26 protein-coding genes and 2 pseudogenes are annotated in these 21,153 nt (G+C 34.6%); 10 read left to right on the top strand and 18 right to left on the bottom strand.

Annotation, left to right across the window (positions count from 1 at the left end; translation table 11 throughout):
- Positions 1-304: 304 nt before the first annotated feature.
- Genes FXW07_RS06865 through FXW07_RS06855 form a run of 3 tightly spaced genes read right to left on the bottom strand, consistent with a single transcriptional unit; the run spans position 305 to position 2,775 of the window.
- Positions 305-1,606, bottom strand: coding sequence for a hypothetical protein (locus FXW07_RS06865; RefSeq protein WP_229394803.1), 1,302 nt, complete (start codon positions 1,604-1,606; stop codon positions 305-307).
- The gene (locus FXW07_RS06860; protein ID WP_229394802.1) at positions 1,593-2,183 is read right to left on the bottom strand and encodes a hypothetical protein; all 591 of its coding nucleotides are present in this window, start codon (positions 2,181-2,183) and stop codon (positions 1,593-1,595) included. The genes FXW07_RS06865 and FXW07_RS06860 overlap by 14 nt, the downstream gene beginning before the upstream one ends.
- Positions 2,176-2,775, bottom strand: coding sequence for a hypothetical protein (locus FXW07_RS06855; protein WP_229394801.1), 600 nt, complete (start codon positions 2,773-2,775; stop codon positions 2,176-2,178). Before FXW07_RS06855 ends, FXW07_RS06860 begins: the two co-directional genes overlap by 8 nt.
- A gap of 489 nt (positions 2,776-3,264) precedes the next feature.
- Here FXW07_RS06855 and FXW07_RS06850 point away from each other — a divergent pair, with 489 nt between their 5' ends.
- Positions 3,265-4,806, top strand: a complete 1,542-nt coding sequence (locus FXW07_RS06850) for an SIR2 family protein (RefSeq protein WP_229394800.1) — start codon at positions 3,265-3,267, stop codon at positions 4,804-4,806.
- Between the two features lie 119 nt (positions 4,807-4,925).
- Here FXW07_RS06850 and FXW07_RS06845 read toward each other — a convergent pair whose 3' ends face one another.
- From FXW07_RS06845 to FXW07_RS06835, 3 genes are all read right to left on the bottom strand, one after another.
- Positions 4,926-5,303: a hypothetical protein gene (locus tag FXW07_RS06845; protein ID WP_229394799.1), complete on the bottom strand. Its 378-nt coding sequence runs from the start codon at positions 5,301-5,303 to the stop codon at positions 4,926-4,928.
- 2 nt (positions 5,304-5,305) lie between these two features.
- A complete protein-coding gene (locus FXW07_RS06840) occupies positions 5,306-6,910 on the bottom strand; it encodes a hypothetical protein (protein WP_229394798.1) in 1,605 nt (534 codons plus the stop codon).
- 601 nt (positions 6,911-7,511) lie between these two features.
- Entirely contained in the window at positions 7,512-8,861 is a 1,350-nt protein-coding gene (locus tag FXW07_RS06835) for a histidine kinase dimerization/phosphoacceptor domain -containing protein (protein WP_229394797.1), read from the bottom strand.
- A 315-nt stretch (positions 8,862-9,176) separates the two neighbouring features.
- Between FXW07_RS06835 and FXW07_RS06830 the strand changes: the two genes are divergently transcribed.
- Both FXW07_RS06830 and FXW07_RS06825 read left to right on the top strand, forming a co-directional pair.
- On the top strand, positions 9,177-9,512 hold the full coding sequence (locus FXW07_RS06830; RefSeq protein WP_229394796.1) for a ribbon-helix-helix domain-containing protein: 336 nt from the start codon (positions 9,177-9,179) through the stop codon (positions 9,510-9,512).
- Between the two features lie 69 nt (positions 9,513-9,581).
- Positions 9,582-9,874 (top strand): annotated as a pseudogene (locus FXW07_RS06825) (IS21 family transposase); the annotation flags it as partial.
- A gap of 559 nt (positions 9,875-10,433) precedes the next feature.
- Here FXW07_RS06825 and FXW07_RS06820 read toward each other — a convergent pair.
- Complete coding sequence (locus FXW07_RS06820) at positions 10,434-10,661, bottom strand: type II toxin-antitoxin system HicA family toxin (protein ID WP_048118246.1); 228 nt, start codon at positions 10,659-10,661, stop codon at positions 10,434-10,436.
- Positions 10,654-10,905 carry a type II toxin-antitoxin system HicB family antitoxin gene (locus FXW07_RS06815; RefSeq protein WP_048118249.1) on the bottom strand — a complete coding sequence of 84 codons (252 nt, stop codon included), beginning with the start codon at positions 10,903-10,905 and terminating at the stop codon, positions 10,654-10,656. The genes FXW07_RS06820 and FXW07_RS06815 overlap by 8 nt, the downstream gene beginning before the upstream one ends.
- Before the next feature lie 211 nt (positions 10,906-11,116).
- On the opposite strand from FXW07_RS06815, the gene FXW07_RS06810 reads away from it, so the two are divergent.
- Positions 11,117-11,707: a hypothetical protein gene (locus FXW07_RS06810; protein ID WP_229394795.1), complete on the top strand. Its 591-nt coding sequence runs from the start codon at positions 11,117-11,119 to the stop codon at positions 11,705-11,707.
- A complete protein-coding gene (locus tag FXW07_RS06805) occupies positions 11,682-12,329 on the top strand; it encodes an ISAzo13 family transposase (RefSeq protein ID WP_198146736.1) in 648 nt (215 codons plus the stop codon). Before FXW07_RS06810 ends, FXW07_RS06805 begins: the two co-directional genes overlap by 26 nt.
- 290 nt (positions 12,330-12,619) lie before the next feature.
- On the opposite strand, the gene FXW07_RS06800 is transcribed toward FXW07_RS06805, so the two are convergent.
- Together FXW07_RS06800 and FXW07_RS06795 are read right to left on the bottom strand one after the other, a co-directional pair.
- Positions 12,620-12,979, bottom strand: coding sequence for a DUF6516 family protein (locus FXW07_RS06800; RefSeq protein ID WP_229394794.1), 360 nt, complete (start codon positions 12,977-12,979; stop codon positions 12,620-12,622).
- Positions 12,976-13,296: a hypothetical protein gene (locus FXW07_RS06795; RefSeq protein WP_229394793.1), complete on the bottom strand. Its 321-nt coding sequence runs from the start codon at positions 13,294-13,296 to the stop codon at positions 12,976-12,978. The genes FXW07_RS06800 and FXW07_RS06795 overlap by 4 nt, the downstream gene beginning before the upstream one ends.
- A gap of 273 nt (positions 13,297-13,569) precedes the next feature.
- Here FXW07_RS06795 and FXW07_RS06790 point away from each other — a divergent pair, with 273 nt between their 5' ends.
- Complete coding sequence (locus FXW07_RS06790; protein ID WP_229394792.1) at positions 13,570-13,941, top strand: hypothetical protein; 372 nt, start codon at positions 13,570-13,572, stop codon at positions 13,939-13,941.
- 117 nt (positions 13,942-14,058) lie between these two features.
- On the opposite strand, the gene FXW07_RS06785 is transcribed toward FXW07_RS06790, so the two are convergent.
- From FXW07_RS06785 to FXW07_RS06775, 3 genes are all read right to left on the bottom strand, one after another.
- On the bottom strand, positions 14,059-14,301 hold the full coding sequence (locus FXW07_RS06785; RefSeq protein WP_229394791.1) for a type II toxin-antitoxin system HicB family antitoxin: 243 nt from the start codon (positions 14,299-14,301) through the stop codon (positions 14,059-14,061).
- Position 14,302: 1 nt separating this feature from the next.
- Positions 14,303-14,497 carry a type II toxin-antitoxin system HicA family toxin gene (locus tag FXW07_RS06780; RefSeq protein ID WP_229394790.1) on the bottom strand — a complete coding sequence of 65 codons (195 nt, stop codon included), beginning with the start codon at positions 14,495-14,497 and terminating at the stop codon, positions 14,303-14,305.
- 88 nt (positions 14,498-14,585) lie between these two features.
- On the bottom strand, positions 14,586-14,750 hold the full coding sequence (locus FXW07_RS06775) for a type II toxin-antitoxin system HicB family antitoxin (RefSeq protein WP_229394789.1): 165 nt from the start codon (positions 14,748-14,750) through the stop codon (positions 14,586-14,588).
- 351 nt (positions 14,751-15,101) lie between these two features.
- Here FXW07_RS06775 and FXW07_RS06770 point away from each other — a divergent pair, with 351 nt between their 5' ends.
- Together FXW07_RS06770 and FXW07_RS06765 are read left to right on the top strand one after the other, a co-directional pair.
- Entirely contained in the window at positions 15,102-15,407 is a 306-nt protein-coding gene (locus FXW07_RS06770) for a nucleotidyltransferase family protein (protein ID WP_229394808.1), read from the top strand.
- A gap of 54 nt (positions 15,408-15,461) precedes the next feature.
- On the top strand, positions 15,462-15,755 hold the full coding sequence (locus tag FXW07_RS06765; protein WP_229394788.1) for a DUF86 domain-containing protein: 294 nt from the start codon (positions 15,462-15,464) through the stop codon (positions 15,753-15,755).
- A gap of 257 nt (positions 15,756-16,012) precedes the next feature.
- Here the strand turns inward: FXW07_RS06765 and FXW07_RS06760 are convergent, their stop codons facing one another.
- Complete coding sequence (locus tag FXW07_RS06760; protein ID WP_229394787.1) at positions 16,013-16,237, bottom strand: type II toxin-antitoxin system HicA family toxin; 225 nt, start codon at positions 16,235-16,237, stop codon at positions 16,013-16,015.
- Positions 16,237-16,455, bottom strand: coding sequence for a type II toxin-antitoxin system HicB family antitoxin (locus FXW07_RS06755; RefSeq protein WP_048107103.1), 219 nt, complete (start codon positions 16,453-16,455; stop codon positions 16,237-16,239). The genes FXW07_RS06760 and FXW07_RS06755 overlap by 1 nt, the downstream gene beginning before the upstream one ends.
- Before the next feature lie 377 nt (positions 16,456-16,832).
- On the opposite strand from FXW07_RS06755, the gene FXW07_RS06750 reads away from it, so the two are divergent.
- Complete coding sequence (locus FXW07_RS06750; protein ID WP_229394786.1) at positions 16,833-17,765, top strand: Fic family protein; 933 nt, start codon at positions 16,833-16,835, stop codon at positions 17,763-17,765.
- Positions 17,766-18,069: 304 nt separating this feature from the next.
- Positions 18,070-18,399 (top strand): annotated as a pseudogene (locus FXW07_RS06745) (IS21 family transposase); the annotation flags it as partial.
- A 293-nt stretch (positions 18,400-18,692) separates the two neighbouring features.
- Here the strand turns inward: FXW07_RS06745 and FXW07_RS06740 are convergent.
- The 3 genes from FXW07_RS06740 to FXW07_RS06730 form a co-directional block, all read right to left on the bottom strand.
- Positions 18,693-18,878 carry a CxxC-x17-CxxC domain-containing protein gene (locus FXW07_RS06740; RefSeq protein ID WP_229394785.1) on the bottom strand — a complete coding sequence of 62 codons (186 nt, stop codon included), beginning with the start codon at positions 18,876-18,878 and terminating at the stop codon, positions 18,693-18,695.
- Positions 18,879-19,199: 321 nt separating this feature from the next.
- Positions 19,200-19,532 carry a translation initiation factor eIF-1A gene (gene eif1A / locus FXW07_RS06735; RefSeq protein WP_229394807.1) on the bottom strand — a complete coding sequence of 111 codons (333 nt, stop codon included), beginning with the start codon at positions 19,530-19,532 and terminating at the stop codon, positions 19,200-19,202.
- Positions 19,533-19,801: 269 nt separating this feature from the next.
- Positions 19,802-19,984 (bottom strand): CxxC-x17-CxxC domain-containing protein, encoded by a 183-nt coding sequence (locus tag FXW07_RS06730; RefSeq protein WP_048118287.1) that lies wholly within the window; start codon positions 19,982-19,984, stop codon positions 19,802-19,804.
- Between the last annotated feature and the right edge of the window lie 1,169 nt (positions 19,985-21,153).

Here is a 21,153-nt window from a genome sequence, read left to right as displayed (position 1 = left end):
AGTAGGCAGGGCAATTATTCTCTTTTTTGACTTATTTCTGGCTACTTTTGGATTTTCAATTGTTTCCTTTTTCTATAATTCCAGAGTAATTAATGGATTTAGCTTTTCCAGAATGTGGTAATAGCTGTCTTAAACCGTTATTGTCACCGTGCGTAGCACGGGCCTTTCCCATAAAAAAGATAGAAGCAGAAGTAGATGAAAAATTAAGCAGAGAAAATTGAAATTCTTTGTCTAGTTTATAAAAATAGTTCTTATTGTTAATAATTTTGCTCTGATAAACGGTTTTACAGATTGTATAATCTGGTTAAAGAAGGTCTGCCAAATCAGAAAGTGTAGATTGAACTTGCTTTGGGATTAAAGAGTTCCTAATTATTTCGTTTTCCTTTAACATTAATTTTTTATTTAAGTAATCTTTTAGTGGTCTGTTATTTGTTGAAGAACTGATAGCTTTTTCTTCAACAAAAGCTTTTGTAGTTTCTATTTCTCTATAAAGCAACATATTATTTACAAGTTTATTGTGAACTTTGTCTGTAAGTAAAGAAGTATCAATCTCAATGCTCTCAGGGTAACAATCTAAATTATGGTAATAATATGTGTTTGGACTAAACAATCTTGTGGAATGAAATTTTAGTGCCTGTTGATACTCATCTACAGAACCAAAGTTGTTTTTTGAAGCTTGGATTTCTAAATAATCAGAATTATTTCCCTGAGGATTAAATCCACCACCAAAACGCTTGACACCAATAAAATCTGCACCAAAAAATTGAGTTAAAATATCCGATGCAGCAACTTTTGTATCATGCAAATGTGGATTGATCTCTTTTTTGATATGAGAATAATGCAGGACGACATCTAAACCCTGCATGTATCTATTTAAGAGTTGTTTTATCGACCTTAAATTAGCTGAGAAATCACTGTCACAGGGATGGTTAGAAAAATCAATCCATATGTTCGAATACCTTCGAGTTTTATAGTGAGATAAAATTGTAATTAAATTTCTCTCAGATAAATCAATCTGTAAAGGAACAAAAATTGGTTTGCTATTCCATTCAGAAAGCTGTTTAACACTGAAATCAATAATTTCTAAGTAAGTAGTTACAAAAGAATCAGATTTTATTTTAATATCTGGAACCAATACAAAAGCAGAAGAATTTGAATAAATAAAGTTGAGTAAGAAAATGTAGCTATCTTCATTAAGGCCATCAAATACCGTATTAGAAAATTCGTGCATCTCAAATGGGTTCCTTGGGAATGTCATCGAGAGTGTAGTCAAGGAGTCATCCCATAATTTTTTGTCAATTTTGAAGAAATTCCGTAGCTTATTGTTGCGCTGGGTTGCGGGCAGTTTGGTCAAGTAATTTTCCAGTGAAGTCCAACTGACAGGGAGTTGAACGAAACGAGCACTTTCGAGAATTGGATTTTTGATATAAGGTGAATAATTACTGAGACTCTTACAATTGACATCGTCTCCAGAAATAATTTTAAAAGGAGTTTCAATTGTTTTCCTTAAGTTTTCGAGCCTCACAGCTCTCACACAATAATCTGGATTCCTTACATTTGCAATATTTTCAACTGTAATATGCGGATCAAAATCAACGGCATTCATATTCATCCTTTAGTTCTTTAATTAAAGGAATAAGTATCTTTCGACAAACTTTTGGATCTGCGCTACATGGTCGACTTGTACTTCCTTCAGTAATCGCTTTTTGTACACATAATTGAATGGATTCTAAAATTTCAATAGTCATCTTCAAAGAGAGGGTAGAGTCTTCCTTATAACTTTTAACAATAAAACCAATATTTCTTGTTAATTTATGTTCAAGAGACTTAAAATTCACTGCAACAAAATTATACGCTCTTCTATCATCAATTATCAAGTACTTCAATCCAAAATGCAAATTTAAATGATAAGCCAATCCAATTGCTTCATATTCTCCGTCTTTTTCATGATTTGTCGATCTGCCAAAAAATGGTTTAACAAGTTCAAAAAAAGACTCATCATTAAAGTTAACAACTGATAGAAAGCTATCAGATTTAGCTAGTGATTTCGGGAGTTCACCAAGGATTTTTGACCCAAGGTAAAAAGAATAAGAGCCTAAAAAAATATTTAGGCATTCATTTTTCCTAATATCGTTATAGTAACATAAATAAAATGATGTATCAGCCACTACATTTTCAATCATCATTATTACCCGAGATCAAAGACTCCATTCTTTCCTTATCTATAAAACCCTTTTCATAAATTTCGTTAGCTAATAATTTTCTTTTATTGAATACAGATTTAGATACATTTGATCTTAGCTTATATTCAGGGTACGTATCGTAAATTAACAACAACAACTCTTCTAGTGACAATTTGTCGTATAATTCCCTTACCGCCTGAATACCAGTTAACAAAAGAATTAAATTTTCATTCTCTTGTGCTTTTTGAAATAATACCTTATATCTTTTAACACCTTTCGGAGTAAGCTTGACGTAACCTCCACTTAGCTTATCATTTCTTGAAGGAGGTTCATAAGACCAACATCCATCTAAATAAAACGGATACAAAATAACTTTTTCAACTTCTGATGAAAAAGGGCCTCTATAGTGTTTTATAAAGTGTAGAAAGTCTTTCATATATGGATGGTAGTTCCAGAGTAAAAAAGTTTCCTTTTGTAAATGAAGTAGAGAGATTGATCTGCTTGAAGCACCAATAATTAACAAAATTAAGCTTTCTAGGCCCTTTTGTTTGATTATTGAAGGATGATCCTCATCAATCTCATTACGATCCATTTTGACCACGCATTTCATGATTTTTATATAGTTAATAATTTGAAGTTAATTGAATATTATGCATGCGATGTGAAAGTATTATTTCAATTCAATTACCCGCTTTTTCTCTTCTGTCAATACTTCACTATAACCCTTTTGATTCATCTCATTTTTTTTCGTCTCTTTTTGTGAAAAACCTTGAAATTTGAATTTCTCTGTCCTTAACAAACGTATTCAGGAAAAATTTCAGCAGACCGTCGGCAGGGAAAATAGATTTCAGCTTGTCTATTTCGCAAATAGGGGCATTTATGAAGTTATTTAGATCTCGGGCTCTCAACGCCAACGAAAGAAGCCGGCTTTTTTATAATTGCTATAAATTGAGGCGAATAAATAGACAAAAAAGAAGTATACCTTCTGAGTATATTTATTAAGGAAGATATTGTCTAATTTATGATCAAATTAAACATATGGCGTTCTAAACATTCTTTTCAATAGTTTGGGGTAATTAAGGTGTACACAGATATAAAAAAGAATTTAGTTGATCACTTCAATAGAACTTCTTCTTTTCCATTCTTGTTTATAGGCTCAGGACTTTCAAGACGGTACTTAGAACTTGAAGATTGGGAAGGACTCTTAAAAAAGTTCTGTGAAAGTTTGGAAGATTATCAATACTATTATTCAACAGCTAGTGGATGTTTACCTGAAGTAGCAACATCAATGTCGAAAGATTTCCATGATTTTTGGTGGAAAAGTGAAAAATATCTTGAAGATCGAAAAAAATATAAAAATCTCTGTGTTAATCCCTCATCAGCTCTTAAAATTGCCATTGCTTCATATCTAGAAGATTTATCGAACTGTAAAATCTCTAATGTCCAATATGCCGAAGAAATTGAAGCTTTATCTAAATTAGATGTTGAAGGAATCATAACAACGAATTGGGATCGATTTTTAGAAAAACTCTTTCCTGACTACAAAGTATATGTTGGACAAAGAGAACTAATTTTCTCTAATCCTCAATCAATCAATGAAATTTACAAAATACACGGTTGTTGCTCTGAGCCAAATAGTATGGTTCTTACAAGTAGCGACTATAATGAATTCAATTCAAAAAATGCTTACTTAGCTGCAAAATTAATAACTATTTTTGTTGAGCATCCAATAATATTTATTGGTTATTCGATTGAAGATGACAACATTAAAAGTATTCTTACTTCCATTGTCAAATGTCTAAGTCCAAGTGACACGGGAAAGATACGGAACAACTTAATATTCATAAAAAGGAATAAAAACGGAGTAGAAGATGGAATTTCTGATGATAATTTATACTTTGGAAAAATCACAATTCCAATCAAAGTTGTCACTACTAACAACTTTACACCTATTTATGAAGCTATTGCAGAAACCAAAAGAAAGATTCCAACTAGAGTTTTAAGATATTGTAAAGAACAGTTGTATGAACTTATAAAAGATAAAAATCCAGAAAAGAAACTTTATGTACTGGACTATCAGGATGTTGAAGAAAAAAAGGACGTTGAATTTGTTGTAGGATTAGGTGCTATAGATAAAGTATCTTCAAAAGGATACGCCTTATTGACTTATGAAGATATATTCTCTTTTTATTTAAATGAGGGAAATTATGACACAAAGCTAGTGTTGAAAAGTACTATATTTCAACTGAGTAAGAGAACCCCTTACCTTCCGATATATAAATTTATGAGAAATTTAGGGATAAATTCTATGGATGACTATAAGTCTTCAGATTATGATTTAGACAAAATAGTTAATCTCGACCGTGAAAAATTCAAGATAAAAAACTACAAGTCTCAATTTGAAAAATGTGCAAAAGGAAAAACTTTAAAAGAAATTGTCATGGGATTTCCCACTGAAAAAGTATTAGTATATGTTCCTTTTATGGATAGATCTCTAATTGATCAAAATGTACTCAAAGAGTTCCTAATAGAAAATGCATATATGATAAAGAGCCAAGTATATTCATCTAACTATAAAAAACTGGTTTGTTTCTATGATCTTTTGGTCTATGGATGGGACTAAGAGCCTACCCGAAAAGTATTGTTATCTGTTGTAATTTTTACAACATTTTATTATTGACTTTTCGCATATTCTCTTAGTCAAATATCCCGTTACCTTTGCAGTCAACTATATAATTTTGGTTACTGCATAAAATAAGATTGTAATAAATTTAATATGTTGTGCAAATTATTGATTGTACCTGTAGCTTGGTGAACTGTTGAAAGTGAATCTTTTAAGTGTTTTGTAATCTTTTCTTTATTAGGGTTCTCTTCTTCTAGTTCAGCGTCAATAATTGAAACTTTGCTGCTCAATTTATCTAGGGAAGACTTATGCTCAGACAACTCTAATTTTAATTCATCTAACAAATCTTTAAAAGATTCGATCTCCTCTGCAGGGTCTATACTTTCTGTTAATATGACATTCCCATTTTGGTTCATTGTGACATTGTTCTTTTCACCCGAAACCACCTGTGCAACGCCAATGCTGCCATTGCCATTAACTATTATTCCCTTATTCATTTTTAAGCCTCCTTAGAAGCATTAATTACCTTTTTAATTTCTAGTATTTTCTGAGTTACTGTGTTTCCCTTTCCAGAGACAACTTGTGCATTTTCCATCTTCCCACCAAACTGCATTATTCCTTTGTTAATAAAGGAAACCATTTCATTTCTCAAAAACGACGTGTCTATTCCTTTAGCACCTAAAAAGTCTGCTACAGAGTCTACAATAGCATTTTCTATAGTATTTTGGATCAATATGATATCTTGAGCACTAAAATAGTTCTTGTAATCAGGGCTTGAAATTGTCTCCCTGAATGTTTGCAGAAGTCCATAGTTGTGAGGTTCTCCTCTCATAACTTCTTCAATATCAAAATTATACTCTGTTTCTTTAGCTCTGAGTGCCAATATCTCAACTAATGGACGAACAGAAAAAATAAGCAAAACTAAAGCTGAAATAATAGTGGATAACGATCCAATATATGGCAACTTGGAGAATAGAATATAAACTATTATCAGACCAGCAGTAATAAGTGTAGAGCTAATAAAGAAATTACTGCTCCTTGGAAGTTTATCTATATTATATATATTTTCGTCAATTGGAGTTAAAACGTAAAAAGAACACTCTGCGAATAATTCATTTTCTATTTTTGAAAAGCGGAGAAATGTAGAGAGTAATGTTGATCTGTTTTTGTCATGGTGACTTATATTCAAATATGTCCTATAGTCCTTAAAGATGCCTTCTTCACAAATCTCAAAAAACGATTCAATATTTTCAGGCTGAGCACTTTCCTTTGATTCGTTTACTAATTGGTCAGTAAGTGCTTGAAGTTTTTCATCGTATGCACACGGTTTTAACTTATCTTTTAGTAGAAAATTGACTTCATCTTCCTTATTCCCATCTGCAAATAAGATAAATTTATATGAAAGATTCGGAAGATTTTTTGCATTTATTCTTTTATACACTGCCTCGTACAATTCTCTTAAAGATAATTCACTAGTTTTATTTCCCTTTTCTTGGTTATTCTGTGATTCAACTAAAGAATCTAAACTTTTTTTTGGTTTAGATAAATCAGTTACAAAATTCCAATTTCGGGTTCTTTTTCCTGCACCTAAAAATGGGAAATAATCTCCAAATATTACAACATTCTGGTCTTTTTGTTTACCTTCCTCAGAGATTATATTGTTCTTTGTCATCCAATTACAAAAAGGTTTTAAGAGCCCTTTTATTATGTTTGACTCGTCTGAAGACTTATTTAAATTATACTTGCTATCATAACTTCCTTTTGAAAAGTGTTTTAATGCAATATCTCTGTCCCAAACTCTTTTTAGTGATAATAAGCAGATGGCAGGTATCGCGAAAATAATAGATCGTGTAGAACCGGAAATAAGTGCCAGAAATGAAAGTAAGATAGCTATTAAAGTATACTGTATATGGTGTGTGAAGGCTGCCTCTGCATGCTGCGTAATATTATCTATATCTAATTCGAACTCTGGACTTTTGCCTTTGCATGGTCTTCGTTTAATATTACTAAATATTTCATATGAACTAAGTAACCCTCCTTCATAGAGTTTTGCACATACAAGCCTAGTAGATCGGGGGTCTATTTTATCTTTATTTGTTTCCACAATATTACCTCAATTAACAATCGCTATTCAGATTAATTCCTTAATAGCTAAATTAACCCTTTTTTCTGAAATGAAAGCAATGTATAATACTTTTTCGAAATTTAAAGGGATATTATGAGTTATAAAATCAAAAGAATATTTTTAAATTATCTATTTACAAATACTAAACATATAATTCCTTTTTATAAATGAAAAAATTTTAAGGTCAGTCTTTGGATTTGTTTATTTTACAACCTTATTCGGGGAAGATTTCAGCAGTCCGCCGGCCGGATAAATATATTAAAACTGATTTGAACGTGAAGAGAAGTTCACTTTCAATTAGAAAATTCCCCCCTAAAGGAAAAATATCACTTTTATCAAAAAGGCCCTGCGTAGACTCAGTACCAAAATTTAGTGATAAATGTAAAATTCAAAATCACTATATTTTGTAATTGGTCAAAATCCTTGTGATACAACTTAGGGATTGAGGTTTTTAGATATCGAATATTGATTTTAGTGAAAAACAGATTTTTCTTGCTAATTCAGATTTTCAATCAAAAAATGCAAAAATCACTGGATTTTGGACCAGAGTCTCAATTTGCTAAAGTAAATAAAAAGAGCTTTATACCAATTTGTTAAAGTAAATGCTGAATTCAGTTCCGTTATTCCTTTTAAGTTCAATGTAACCTTCTATTTGTTCAACAAGAATGTTCACAATCTGGAGCCCGAGAGAATCCGTATTCTGATGATCGATCTCCTCCGGAAATCCATTACCATTATCGGATACTATCAAAATAAACTGAAATCTTTCTTTATTTATACAGTTTTGTTTTATTCCTGAGTTTCTGACGCTTTTATGTATTTTTTCACATTTTTCTGTTGTATGAAGACTTACATGGATTTTTCCACCTTTTTGGGCTGGAAAAGCATACTTCAGAGCATTTGAGATCAGTTCATTGACAATAATTCCGAGTGGGATTGCGGTATTCATGTCCAGGTATATCTTTTCAAGTTCAAGCTTCAGGCTGATTTCCTCATTTCTTAATCTGTATGAATGAAAAAGATTATTCGTGAGTTTTTGGAGATAATCTGCAAAGTCAAGATTATTTACTTCTTCTCCTTTGTAGAGTTCTTCATGAATCAGAGCCATGGAGGTAACCCGATTCTGGCTTTCCCGAAATGCTTCAAGCATTTTTGCATCGGTAGATCTGTCAGCTTCGAGGCTGAGAAGAGACGAAATTACTTGCAAGTTATTTTTGATCCTGTGGTGGATTTCTTTTATACGAGCTTCATACGTTTTTTTAAGGGTAAAATCTGCAGCTTTTCTTTTTGTAATATCGTGAATTAAACTTTGTACACATCCCTGTGATCTGGAGTCTGCTGGAAGTTTCTGGAAAATTTGCAGAACCCATTTTGTTTCCCCGTCCTTTCTTAGTATTCTGTACTCTATTTCGGTAGAGAAATCGGACTCATACATGGCTTTTTTTAAGTTTTCACAAGCTAATAAACGATCTTCGGGTGTGATTATTTCTACCCACTTAATTTTACCGGAAAGAAAGTCTTCTTTATCGTAACCTGTGACGCCTTCTAGATCTCCATCTATGAATATTGGTACAAAGTTTTCTTTTACTCTGAGTCCTATAACACCTTCAATATTTTGTTCTAAAAGACAATTTTTTTCTCTTGAATAATTCATTTTTTTAGTTTCGATCTCGTAAACAGATTTAAGCCATTCTTTACCTTCTTTAGTTTTCATGAGGACTTCAAGTAAATCAGGAATTCGAGTCTCATGTTTCTTTAATTCCTTTGTCTTTATATACTCGTATTTTCCAAAAAATTCAGATAATGCTAGAGATACTACATCGGAAATGCTAGAAAATTCGGGAGTTTTAGATAGTTCCTGGCACTGTTTCTTGATCCATGGAGATACTGTGGCATTAATTTGTTCTTTTTTCTTTACGACTTTGGCCATTTATAATCTCCATTTCTTAACTTAATATATAGTTCTTTAAAATGTATATATAATGTAGTGAAGTTTTCACTACATTACATAGCAATTACTCCATAAAACGAAAAAAGAATATTTCAGGAATCAATTGAGGTTCATTTTCTATTATGATTCTTTTTAGATTGGAAAATCTAAACCATATCGATATTTTTATATAAGTTAATTCATCTTATTTGGTGAATATTTCATACAATATGATGAATAATTCACATAAATAGTTTTGTATTGGGTTTAAAATCATAGAATTGTTTATATTAGAGGCAACAGTATGATTTAGTAATGAAAGAGCGATTTACTATTTCGATGGACAATGATCTGGCACGATGGCTTGATAAATTATGTGACGAAAAAATATTCAGCAGCCGAAGTCACGGGATTGAATTTTGTGTTAAACAAATAAAAAAAATGAATATCGAGAAAGTTGTACTTTTACACTGGGGTAAAACCGAGGTAGAACCTGTTTTTTTATCGAAAAAAAACGCCCAAATACTTACCAAAATATCTGAAAAATTAAATCTCAGTCCCGAAGATACGCTGGGTATTCTTTTGTATAAAGAGTTAGAGGACATAAGTAAAAATACAGGATTAGAAAAAGATGTCAATACCGATGAATAATTCCTCATTTTAGCCGAATTAAAATTCTCCAATTTCCAATCCTCGAGAAAAGATTGAGGATCATAAATAGTGCTTAAAACAGAGGAATGGCTATTGATGCGAGATTTGTATTCACAAGATTTTTGCATCAGTGAAATCGCCAGACAAATAGATCACTATAGGAAAACGTGAGGACATATCTCAACCTGAAGATGCAGCCTGAACCTTATAAATGTTTAACAAGACCCAGTAAACTTGACCCGTATAAACCTTACATACTCAAAAGGATTTATGAAGATTCCTGTGCCTCTGCTTGTCTCTATTGTGAAATCCAGAATATGAGCTTTGATGGAGGAGAAACTATAGTAAAAGATTTTGTAAAACTCCTTATAAATCTACAAAAACCACGAGGTTTTTGCTTTTACTTTTCATAACTTGTTTCTTAACAAACGTATTAGGGGGAGATTGAGCAGTCCGCTGGCCGGAAAAATATATTAAAACTGAAATGAAAGTGGAGAAGGGTTCACTTTCAATCAGAAAAACCTCCCCAAAATGAAAAGATCACTTTTTTCAAAAAGGCCCTGCGTAGGGCTCCTTATAAACTCATTTAAATCTAGAAAACTCACAGGTTTTCAGTTTTTCAATATCTACAAACGTATTTGGGGAAGATTGAGCAGTCCGCTGGCCGGAGAAATATATTTTAATTGAAATATACGTGATGAGAAGTTCACTTAAATTGGAAAGTTCTCCCCAATAGGGAAAGATCACTTTTAGCAAAAAGGCCCTGCGTAGGGCTCCTTCAAAATCTGCAAAAAGTCACGGGCTTTTCAATTTTATTTTTCTGAACCTTGTCTCAACAAAAGTGTTCAGGGTCGATTTCAGCAGACAATTAGCAAGAAAAATATATTAAAACTGAATTCAATATAAATGGACTTGAGGTCTTCACAAGTCTTCTTCTTCAAGCCACTCTTCTCTTGAAATACGAGCTTGTTTAAGAATTCTTGTCAGAAGATCAATCCCAATTGCACCCTTATGTGGGTTGGGAATCGTTAAAACAAGATCTCCTTTTCTCATAAAAGGATGCTTTCCGCCAGAATAGGGACCTTCAAATCCCAGTTCTTGCAATCTTTTAACAAAAGTTCGCCAATCTACAGGGACCAGCTTAGACAACTGCAATATCTCCCGGTTCTTTGATCACATAGTCTCCAATCCGGGGCAGAGGCAGTCCGCTTCTCAATTTGATAACTATCCATTCATCAATGACTTCTTCTAGGTTTCTGCGACATTCTTCAAGTGTCTTGCCTGTAGCCCATACACCCTCAAGTTCGGGAACTTCTCCATAATAAGGTTCTTCATCATCGATTATTTCGTATTTTGCTTTCTCAAGAGCTGCGTGGATGTACTGGATGAGCATAATTACACCTTTCCGAACTGGTATATCTAGTTTTATGCTGTTTAAATCTTATATAGGTTATGCGAATCCGGTTAGACCTGTAAGAATTACAGTCTTCAATTTACCTTTTCTTGACAAATATTAAGGAATGACAAAAATATAAATTCAAATATATTCATTGCCTAAAGCTAATTCTGTTTTAACTGATACAACCAGAAAGGACTTTACTTAAATGCTACGCAAAAAATACCCTGAAGAAACAGAAAAGCAAATGAAATCATTTTTTGATTCTTTGAATGAGAGAGACAGAAGGAGATACGCAGCCATAGAAACAATGAAGTTAGGTCATGGTGGACAAAAGTATATAAGTAGTGTAATGAGCTGTCATTTTCAAACTATCATGGCTGGAATTAATGAAATCACTAATGGTATAGAAAATCCAGATAACAGAATTCGAAAGCCTGGTGGAGGTAAAAAGAAAATCATCGACACTGTGGAAAATATCGATGAAGTTTTCTTTGAGATCTTAAAAGATCATACTGCTGGAAGTCCTATAGACGAAGAAATAAAATGGACAAACCTCTCCCTTAAAGATATTTCAAATGCTTTCAAATCGAGAGATATGAATATATCACCATATGTAGTAAAGCAGCTATTGAAGAAACATGGTTTTGTAGAAAGAAAAATGACTAAAGCTGTCACAATGAAAGACTGTAAAGACAGAAACAGGCAATTTGAGAGAATTAAAGAGCTGAAAGAAGAGTACTCTAACAGCGAAAATCCGATTATCAGTATAGATGTTAAAAAAAGAATTCATAGGTAATTTCTACCGAGACGGAAAATTTTATTGTACTGGACCGGTAAAAGTATATGATCATGACTTCAATACATTTTCAAATGGTGTCGTAATTCCACATGGCATATACGACGTGAAACTTAATGAAGGCTATATCACTTTAGGAACCAGTAAGGATACGAGTGAATTTTGTTGTGACTGTATTAAATACTGGTGGGAAAATTACGGCAAGGAAAATTACCCCAGTTCATATAGCATTTTGGCTTTTGCAGATGGTGGTGGAAGCAACTCAAGTAGACATTATATTTTCAAGGAAGATTTACAAAAGCTGGTAAATGAAATTGGAATTGAAATTCGAATGGCTCATTACCCACCATACACTTCGAAATATAACCCAATTGAACATAGGTTATTCTGCCATGTAACGGCTGCCTGTAAAGGTGCCGTTTTCAGCAATATTGATGTGGTTAAAAGTCTGATTGATAAGACTTCGACATCAACAGGATTGAAAGTGTTTTCGACTATCAAGGATAAAGTTTATGCGACAGCAAGAAAAGTAAGTGAAAACTTCAAGAAAAATATGAAAATTGTATTTGATGATTATTTGGGAAAATGGAATTATAGAGTAATTCCAGAAGTGAAAACTTGAAGTTATATTTCAAACGTTCCTAAGGAACGTACTCGGGGAAGATTTTAGCAGTCAGCCGGCCAGAGAAACATATTTTAACTGAATTGAACGTGAAGAAGAGTTCACTTGAATCCTAAATTCCTCCCCAAAAGGGAAAGATCAATTTTATCAAAAAGGCCCTGCGAAGGGCTCCTTCTAGACTTCGTTTGAATTTGCAAAAACTACGGATTTCTATTCTCCCTAATTTCTACAAATGTATTCGGGGAAGATTTTCAGCGTACAGCCAGTAGGAAAAATATATTAAAACTGAATTATGGATTTGAACTCAGCAATTTCTTTACTTCACGGAGAATGTCTTCTATAAATACTTCGGGAGATTCTCTGGGTTCTGCTTCATTTCCGTGATGGACATGATATGGGAATGTTTTTAGATCTTTCCAGTGTGGAGAATTATCCCAACGCTTAATCATTGCATCCTCTTTTTGCAATTGATAAGAATATCGTCTGAAATCGGGGCTCATACTCTCACTAATTTGCAATATGTAGCCATCTTTGAGAGCTGCTCTTGCTTTTAAAGCCTGGACAGGGGGTTCAACTATTGCTTTGAGAACTTTTAATTCAAGTACAATCTCACTGGATGAAAGAGCAGCAACAGTTTTGCTTATTGTCATAAAAACTGTTCCCAATATCGTGATGCTGTGACATAGCTTTCCCAGATTATGAAATCATCCCACTCTTCAAAGTCTTCTTCCCCTACTCTCGAGTGGATTCTTTTTTCAAAAGCAGGAAAGTCCATACCGTACTTTTTCTCCATTTCAGCTACCTTTTTGCCATAGTAATCGATCTTTTGTTCAGCCTGGTCATGCACAAGTTGCTTTAATGCCTCCTGTTCGTCTTTATAAAGGCCTACTTTCACCATGTCACTGATAGGTTCAAAGATTTTACGAGGAATTTTTACGTACTCGATAGCTTCTCCCAATAGTATCACCTAACTAGCATTTTGTCTTTTCAATCTTAAATGTATTTGTATACTCATAGAATCTATCTTTTCCACCATATTTACAAAAATAGTTTTGAGAAATTAAGGCAGACCGCTGGCAGGAAAAATATATTAAAACTGAAATGAATGTGAAGAAGGGCTCACCTCAATCAGAAAAACCTCCCCAAAAGGGAAAGATCACTTTTATCAAAAAGGCCCTGCGTAGGGCTCCCTTTAAATCTGCAATTTACCGAATTAATAGTCCCCTCAAATTTCAAGTTTATGATATTGTATAACGATGTTTTTATTCGAGGAAAAAGAATTAAAAATATGGACTTCACAGGGACATGGCACATTTATGAGATGGAATTATGGGATGAGGATTATTTCAACATGGAAGTTCAGGCTTATATTACGATAAAGCCAGACAACATGGGGAATTTTCAATTTGGTTTAGTTTATGGCTTTATAGACGGAAAGATCGTTGATTATGTTGATGGTAAAAGGTTTGAATTCACCTGGGACGGAAATGAAGAGTGCGATCATGTCTTTGGTAGTGGTTGGGTCAAGATAAAAGAAAAAGACGTACTGGAAGGCGAGTTTAGGTTTCATCTCGGAGATAGCTCTACCTTTTTAGCACGGAGAGCGAAGTAATAAACTCAAGTTTTTCAGCTATCTTTTTGTAATAAACGTATTCGGGTAAGATTCCAGCAGTCCGCCGGAAAGTAAAATATATTTATACTTAAATTAAAAAAGTTATCGAAAACCAGTTTATGCAACTTCAGAACCTGTAGAAGACTTTTCAGCAATAGCCATATATTCAGCAAAAGATTCTGATTCCGGGACGGGTAAATTATCCTCCAGCAATCCCTGCACATGCATTTCAATTGCTTCATAAATATTCTTTTCTGCCTCTTTCCTGGTGGAGCCGGTAGCCACACAGCCTGGCAGGTCAGGAGAATACGCTGAATAGTTATTGTTTGCTTTTTCGATTACTACAAGAAAACGATACATGTTAGTTCTCCATTTTCAATTGCGCTTGCTTTAATATGCTGTTTAACGTACCTGACGCGAGGTCATCTCCACTATGACCAGCAATTGTTACTCTACCTGGTTTGGTAGGATGCTTATACTGCCTATGGCTGCCTTTTGTAGCAACCAAGTACCAGCCATCGGCTTCAAGAAGCTTAATAACCTCACGCACTTTCATTTTAATCTGTCTTCAGCGATATTTAAAGATAATTCGAAAGCTTGCAGAATCCGGGCAGATATAGTCTATTTCTTAACCTCACAATAATCTATTCATCAATTATTTCTTCCAAGCTTCTGCGATATTCTTCAAGTGTCTTGCCTGTAGCCCATACACCCTCAAGTTCAGGAATTTCTCCATAATAAGGTTCTTCATCATCGATTATTTCATATTTTGCCCTTTCAAGAGCCGCGTGGATGTACCGGATGAGCATGATAAGGCTCCTCTCCGGATTTTTGTGTATTTAGTTTTATGCTGTTGAGGTCTTATATAGATTCGGATCGGTTGATTAAGTTTTGGATTCTCGGTACTAACCAACGAAAGAGATAGTTGAATTTATCAATCTTGATAAGTGCTCCTTCTAAAGCTGCAAAATCATGGGTTTCTAATTTCCTTGATTTCTATAAACGTATTTGGGGAAGATTGAGCAGTCCGCCAGCCGGAAAAATATATTAAAACTGAATTGAATGTGAAGAGACGTTCACTTTTCCTCTTAGTAATTATAAATACTACAACTGCAAAATACTATGTTATCTCAAAAAAGAACCAAATAGAGCCTGAAAAAATGCCGGAAAACCGAAAAGAAGCTGACATTTATATTCGGAAACTCCATGAGATGCTGCCTGAGCTTAAAGAAAAGTACCACGTCAGTTACCTGGGAATTTTTGGGTCTTACGTAAGGGGAGAGCAAAAATCAGAAAGTGATCTGGACATACTCGTTGAGTTCAGCAAGACCCCTACTATTTTTAAATTTGTCAACCTTGAAAACTACCTTTCGGATGCTCTGGGTATTAAGGTAGACCTTGTTATGAAAGATGCGCTGAAGCCGAATATAGGCAAACATATCCTGAGTGAAGTTGAAGCTGTTTGAAGAGGGATTAAAATTCGTGAAGTAAAAGACTATATCCAGGATATCTACGATGCAATGGAAGCAGCAGAAGAATTTATCAACGGCTGGACATTTGAAGAATTTGCCGAAGATCGTAAAACGCAGTTTGCAGTAGTTAGGGCTCTAGAGATCGTTGGCGAAGCAACAAAGAATGTCCCATTTGATATACGTGAAAAATATCCTTCCGTTCCCTGGAAAGATCTGGCAGGGATACGAGACAAATTGATTCATGCTTACTTCGGGGTGAACCTTAAAGTAGTCTGGCTATCCGTTAAAGAGGGTATTCCCGAAGCAAAGCCGGATATCAAACGTATACTGGATAAGATGTAAATGGTCATAAAAACTTTCCTCAAAAGGAAAAGATCACTTTCATCAAAAAGGCCCTGCGATGGGCTCCTTTTAAGTTTGATACTTTTAACTCTGAAAAACTGCGTCTTTTCAGTCTCACTTTTATTTTACATACGTTTTTGGGGAAGATTGAGCAGTCCGCCGGTAAAAAATATATTTCAACTGATTAAATATGTCGAGAAAAGAAGAGATCCTTCATAAGTGAGCTCATGAGGGAAAACGGCTGAATCACAAAAATTTTACTTCAAAAAAGTTTCGAATTCTTCCACTGTCAGTCCTGAAGCTTTTATCAAATTTCTTAAAAGGCCCGGTTTCAGTTCTTTGTGCTTCGGAACAGTCAGCGTAACTTTCGAACCTTCTTTTCTCAGGACAACGTGACTTCCTACCTGCCGGTGAGGGAGCCAGCCAGCTTTAGAAAAAGCTTTAATTGCCTGCATTCCGGAAATTACAGGAAGTCCAGACATTAAGCAACCACATCAACTACTCTACAGGAGGGCTTCCCAATACATTCCTGCAGTTCGTCTTCTGCCAGGGATTCCAAACAAGCCTGAATTGCTTCTTTAATATTTTCAATAGCTTCTTCCACAGTATCTCCCTGCGAAAAACAGCCTGTCAAGGCCGGGCAACTGGCAATAAATCCTCCTACTTCTTCATCTTCCTCAAGGATAATTTTGAACCGCATAAATATCGGTTATAAGGCTTTTTACTTAAATTGTTATGGGTAAAAGGATCTACTTTCAGACAGATTTAGTAGAATACAATCGGTTACCAGGTTTTTACTTAAATCAGAAAAATCCCTATCCCAAAAGGAAAAGATCACTTTTATCAAAAAGGCCCTGCGAAGGGCTACTTCTAAACTTCTTTCGAATCCTCAAAATTCGCGGGTTTTTGATTTCCATTTTGATTTTACAAACGTATTCGGGGAAGATTCCGGTGCCTGCCGGCCGAATAAATATACTTTAACTGAGGTGAAATGAATAAGAACTGGTTATATCGGATAACTCTAAAAATTGCCGATACCGATATATCTTAGAGAGTACATATCGGATACATCAAATTATGACACATACCGATACATCCCTGATTCAAGAAGAACTTCTTGCACGAATAAATGAAAAAATGAAACAGCTGAACTTCATGCGACCCATTCCTGCAGATGCTTTAGCAAGGCTACATGAAGAAATGAGGCTGGTTCATACCTATCACTCCAATGCAATAGAAGGAAATACACTAACACTTCAGGAGACAAAACTTGTTCTGGAAGAAGGGCTAACGATTGGCGGAAAATCGCTTAGAGAACATCTTGAAGCGAGCAACAATGCAAAAGCTTTTGACCGAATGGAAGAGCTGGCAAAGAAGAAACGCGCAATAGACCATGTCACAATTCAGGAGATTCACGAAATCGTAACCCTGGGTATACTTGAGGACGCCGGAAAGTACCGCACAAGAAATGTGAGAATAGCAGGTGCACTAGAGACTCCACCCGACTGGTCAAAGATTATCAAACTGATGGATGAACTTATTGAAATGATAACTGTAAGAAAAGAACATCCAATTGAAACAGCTTCCTTCCTTCATCACAGGTTTGTTGAAATTCATCCTTTCATTGATGGAAACGGCCGAATGGCCCGGCTTCTTACAAATCTGTATTTGATGGCAAGAGATTATCCGCCTGTCATACTTAAAAAAGAGGATAGAGGAAAATATTATAAATCCCTTAGAGCCGCAGATTCTGGAAACCTGGAACCATTTGCCAATTTCATTGCAAAAGCCGTGGATGAAAACCTTACCCTATATCTCTCCATTTCAGGAGGAAACGATGAACTTCTACCTCTAAGAGAACTTGCTATAGAAACTCCTTATTCTCAGGAATATCTTAGCCTGCGAGCTAGACAGGGGCTCCTGGATGCAGTAAAAATAGGAAAAACATGGCATAGTTCAAAACGTGCAATTGAGCAATATCTGTCAGAGCATGGGAAAAAGGATGTTTAATTTCACTTTTCCTACCAATTGTATTCGGGGAAGATTTCAGCAAACCGCCGGCAGAAAAAATATATTAAAACTGAATTGAACGTGACGAAAAGGTTACTTTCAATCAGAAAGTCCCTCCCCAAAAAGGAAAGATCACGTTGAGCAAAAAACTCTTCAGAGGGGTTTTTTAAATTCATTTTAACTCTGCAAAAATAACGGATTTGAGAAAAACTTTCCACTGCCAACAACAGCTAAAAATTCTACAGTGTCAACGGTTTAAAATACCAGATTTACAATTCATAACGAATGTTGAGGACTGTGAATCATGCTGAAAAAGGAAGAATGGTTATTGATACAAGTGTTGCATTCACAAGGCTTCTGTATCAGTGAAATCGCCAGACAAATAGATCACGATAGGAAAACTGTAAGGAAATATCTCAACCTTAAGACGGCGCCCGAATATTGCAAACATCCAACAAGACCCAGTAAACTTGACCCATATAAGCCTTACATACTCAAAAGGATTAATGAAGGTCCCTGTGCCTCTGCTTGTCTCTATCTTGAAATCCAGAATATGGGCTTTGATGGAGGAAAAACTATAGTTAAGGATTTTATAAGAAAAGCCAAACTAGATGAAATACCTGGATTACTCCGCTAAGAGCTAAAATAAACCTTTTTGGACCTTCAAAGGGCTATTTCTAAACTCTTTTATATCTCGAAAACTCAGATTCGAAAACTCAGATTTTTAATTTCCCAATGTCTACAAACGTACTCGGGGAAGATTTCAGTAGCTTACCAGCTCAGTAGCTTACCAGCCTGAAAAATATATTAAAACTGAATTGAACGTTATGAGTAGTTAACTTAAAAAGCATATCCAGAATCTATGTGAATGTTAAAAAAGTGAAAAAGAAATAAGTGTTGATGCAAACTTAATTGCAGAAATAACACTTAGAATCTGCGGTTTTCTCTGGGTGTCCTGTGGTTAGGAAGACATTCTCTACAGTAAACCGGTCTTTCTGGATCAGGTTTGAAAGGCACTTCGGTTTCAGCACCGCAATCAGAACAGGTTGCTTTGTGCATTTCTCTGGGAGCGCCGAAATTGTTTCCTCTGAAGTTTCTGTCATTAAAAGCCATTTTTGTTTCACCTTTGTTTTAGTTTTTGTTAATTGTTTAAAATAAGATTGTATAGAACTCTTTGTTTAAAATCAAAAATTGGTTTTTAACAACAGATGGTCATACGGATCTTTATTTGTCAACACATGTACATCAGGCTTAATATATATAAATATATCTATGAAAAACTGAAACCATACTTTTCAAATGAGAAAATACCTTCTGTCCAGGGCTTACGGAACAAATAAAAGTGACCAAAATATGGATTTCAGGCATCTTTTTCAGATACCTTTATTTCAGTTACCTATCTTATACCAGGCATCTTTATTCGAGAATTTCAAATCAGTACTTAATGTAGCCTTTCCGTTCAAGCCATTCTACCTGGGGCCTTGTGTATTTCCAGGCTATTTCAGCTTTAGAGTCCTGTACTTCCCAGGGATTGGCTATGACAATATCGCCTTCATGAATCCACATTCTCTTCTTTTTAGAGCCAGGAATTCTGCCCATGCGGACAACCCCATCCATACACTGAAGCGTTACCCTTTTCGAGCCAAGTAAACTTGATACTGTTGCCAGGACTTCATTTCTGTCCTTGCGGGGAATTCTTACCCTAGATACTTCAGGGGTATCTCCTGAGTTTACGGGCTTTGTCGATCCTGATCTTCGTTTTCTAATAGTGCTTCTGTAATTAGCCAGGTTAATTCCTCCTCGATAATCTTTGATTGATTTCTATATAAGTTGAGTTAAAAACTGATAAGTTGAAAATTAAATAATTAGCACCAATTATTATTCTCGATGCTGTTTTGTTCCTTCTTTTTCCTGCTTCACTAGTGGAAATAAGTAAAGAAACAAAGAGAATAAACCAAAAAAACAAAAAGAAAAGATGAATCAGGCGTCAATGTAAAAGTTAATTACAAATTAATAACACCTGATGCAGATTATCCTTAGAATTTTCTGTGGTTAGGAAGACAGTCCCTGCAGTATACTGGCCTGCCTTCGGTGGGTTTGAAAGGTACTTCGGTCTCAACACCGCAATCAGAACAGGTCACTTTTGTCATTTCCCTTGGTCCGCTGTTACCACGGAAACCTCTGGAATTTCCCCTGAAATTTCTGTCATTAAAAGCCATTTTCGTTTCACCTCCGCTCTAGCGGATAGTCAATAGTTTAAAAACAAGATTGTATAGACCCTTAAATTAAAAAACAAAAATTGGTTTTTAATAACAGATTATACGTCTCTTTATTTTCAACACATATACTAGATAGTCAAATTATATAAATACACCTATAGAAAAGTAAATGCACTCTTTCAAGTGTGAGAAAACTTTACAACCAAAGTTGTAAAATGTGTATAAATAACTGAAATTCTGATTCAGGCTATTATCGGTTAAATAAAACTTATCGGCCCTACAACATGCTCCCTTTTAGAGCCATATAAAATCGAGTTTTCAATTTGTCACTTTTTCAACAAAGTTAGGGGAGATCTCAACAGAGACCACAGACAGCAAAAATATATCAAAACTGAGTTTATCGTGGAGAAGATTCCTTCTTTTATATTAGGCGGCCCAGTTTCGGACAGCTTTCCTTGATCCATAATTCACATTCATTGGTCATCGGTTAAGGAATTTTCTTGCCCGAAAACTATCGATTTTGCATTAGAAGCCTGCCTTAAGTTTTTGTCTCTTTACATGAAATCGATACCCTGTTCCAGCTCATAATTTATTAAAATATTTGATACATATTGAGGAAATTAACGCAATTTGTCACGATTCCTCACTTAACCGAATACGCATGAATTCACATTTAGTAGAATATAATCGGTTACCAGGTTTTCACTTCAAGCAGAAAAATCTCCCCCAAAGGGAAAGGTCACTTTTATCAAAAAGTCCCTGCGAATAACTCCTTCTAAACTCCTTTTGTATTTACAAAAACTAAGGGCTTTCAATTTCGCTTTTCTAATCCTTTTCCTAACAAACGTATATGGGGGAGACTTAAGCAGACCGCCGGCAGGAAAAATATATTTTTTTAATATGGCTGCAATGAATAAACGTTGAAGGCATCAAAAAGAGAGTTCAAAAGTTTCGATTTTACGTTCATCTTCAGGAAAAAGAGGCAAAAACTAATCGAAAAATTGAAATTTACGGATATCTTGTATCCTCTTCAAATTGTATGGGCGAAAGCAGTAATGTATTTTCGACCACATAAAAACTATAATAGTAGTTCCATTTTCCCTTATCATATTTTGGAGTAGAAAAATGGAACTTGAAGCTTTAAAACAATTGCTTGCTTCACTGGACAT

Source organism: Methanosarcina sp. DH1, assembly GCF_020804205.1.
Classification (GTDB): Archaea; Halobacteriota; Methanosarcinia; order Methanosarcinales; family Methanosarcinaceae; genus Methanosarcina; species Methanosarcina vacuolata.
Note: the sequence above shows the minus strand (reverse complement) of the source record. Positions and strands in the feature narration are given on the sequence as shown.